This is a genomic window from Stenotrophomonas sp. AS012628 (genome assembly GCF_010608305.1).
Taxonomy (GTDB): Bacteria; Pseudomonadota; Gammaproteobacteria; order Xanthomonadales; family Xanthomonadaceae; genus Stenotrophomonas; species Stenotrophomonas geniculata.
Genome location: NZ_VMBJ01000098.1, coordinates 1 through 1,388 on the forward strand (window position 1 = coordinate 1; position 1,388 = coordinate 1,388).

The window sequence follows — 1,388 nt, forward strand, 5'->3', positions numbered from 1 at the left end:
TTGATCGCCGCGTGGCTGCCCCTGATGCTGCTGGCCTCCCTGCTCTCCGGCTGTGGCTACAACGCCATCCAGCAGAAGGATGAAGCGGTCAAGGCCAGCTGGTCGGAGGTCATCAACCAGTACAAGCGCCGCGCCGACCTGGTGCCCAACCTGGTGCAGACCGTGAAGGGCTTCGCCAGCCAGGAAGAGCGCGTGCTGACCGAGGTCACCAATGCCCGTTCGCGCGTCGGCCAGATCAACGTCAATGCCGACGACGAAGCCTCGCTCAAGCAGTTCCAGCAGGCCCAGGGCGAACTCGGCAGCGCGCTGTCGCGGCTGCTGGTGGTCACCGAGAACTATCCGGAGCTGAAGTCCAACCAGAACTTCCGCGACCTGCAGGCGCAGCTGGAAGGTACCGAGAACCGGGTCACCGTCGCCCGCGGCCGTTACATCCAGCAGGTGCAGGACTACAACACCTACATCCGCTCGTTCCCACAGGTGATCACCGCCAAGATCTTCGGCTACAAGACCAAGCCGAACTTCACCGTGGAAAACGAAGCACAGATCTCCAACGCGCCGGCGGTCGATTTCGGCAACGCGCCGCAGCAGCAGCCGGCACCGCAGCCGGGCCACTGACCCATGCGCCTGGCCACCGTGCTGTTGGCCCTGCTGCTGTGTCTGCCGCTGGCCTCGCATGCGCAGCAGCTGGCGCCGGTTCCTGCGCTGGATTCGCCCGTGGTCGATACCACCGGCACGCTGGACGCCACGCAGAAGCAGGCGCTGGTGCAGCAGGCGGTGGAACTGCAGCAGCGCAAGGGCAGCCAGCTGCAGGTGCTGGTGGTGCCCACCACCCAGCCGGAAGACATCGCGCAGTACACCACGCGCGTCTTCGACCAGTGGCAGATCGGCCGCAAGGGGGTGGATGACGGCGTGCTGCTGGTGGTGGCCAAGGATGACCGGCGCGTGCGCATCGAACCCGGCTACGGCCTGGAAGGCGCGATCCCCGATGCCATCGCCAACCGGGTCATCCAGGAATACCTGGTGCCGCGCTTCCGCAGCGGCGACTATGCCGGCGGCATCACCGACGCGACGGCGGTGCTGGTCAAGCTGATCGACGGCGAAACGCTGCCGGCACCGGTCAGCGGCCACCGCGGGCGTGATCCCAGCGGTGGCGGTGATACCTGGTTCCTGGCGCTGTTCATCGGTGTGTTCGCCGGCAGCATCCTGCGCGGCGTGTTCTCGCGGGTGCCGCGTCCGCTGCGTGGCGTGCTCGGCGGTGCCGGTGCAGCCCTGGCGGCGTTCCTGTTCACGTCCACGCTGCTGGCCAGTGGCCTGGCGGGCATCGTGGGCCTGATCGTGGCCATGCTCTCAGGCCACCCGGGCCGCTTTGCCGGTGGCGGTGGCCGCTC

General features: G+C 67.6%; 2 protein-coding genes. Both read left to right on the top strand.

Annotated elements, in window-relative coordinates:
- Window positions 1–615: LemA family protein (locus tag G5A07_RS21105; RefSeq protein WP_262405907.1), on the top strand; the 615-nt coding region annotated here is incomplete at its 5' end.
- A 3-nt stretch (window positions 616–618) separates the two neighbouring features.
- A partial coding sequence (locus G5A07_RS21110) for a TPM domain-containing protein (RefSeq protein ID WP_191863961.1) occupies window positions 619–1,388 on the top strand: 770 nt, incomplete at its 3' end.